Here is a 419-nt window from a genome sequence, read left to right on the forward strand (position 1 = left end):
GCGCAGATCGGCGTGGACTTTGTCGCCGTGTCCTTCCCCAAGAGCGCGGCCGACATGTACATGGCCCGCCAGCTGCTGCGCGCCGCCGGCAGCAGCGCGGTGCTGATCGCCAAGATCGAGCGCACCGAGGCCGTCGCCAACCTGGAGGAGATCCTAGGCGCCTCGGACGGCATCATGGTGGCGCGCGGCGACCTCGCAGTCGAGGTCGGCGACGCCGCCGTGCCTGCCCTGCAGAAGAAGATGATCCGCGCCGCGCGTGACCGTAACAAGCTCACCATCACTGCCACGCAGATGATGGAATCGATGATCACCAGCCCGGTGCCGACGCGCGCCGAGGTGTCCGATGTCGCCAACGCGGTGCTCGACGGCACCGACGCGGTGATGCTGTCGGCCGAGACCGCCGCCGGCAAGTACCCGGT

The 419-nt window shown here is 69.0% G+C and carries 1 protein-coding gene; it reads left to right on the forward strand.

Translation table 11 applies throughout. From position 1 onward, the window contains the following. Positions 1–419 (forward strand): pyruvate kinase (locus C662_RS19630; RefSeq protein WP_002934802.1); only part of this gene is annotated, 419 nt, incomplete at both ends.

Origin of the sequence: Thauera sp. 28, from assembly GCF_000310145.2 — a bacterium.
Taxonomy (GTDB): Bacteria; Pseudomonadota; Gammaproteobacteria; order Burkholderiales; family Rhodocyclaceae; genus Thauera; species Thauera mechernichensis.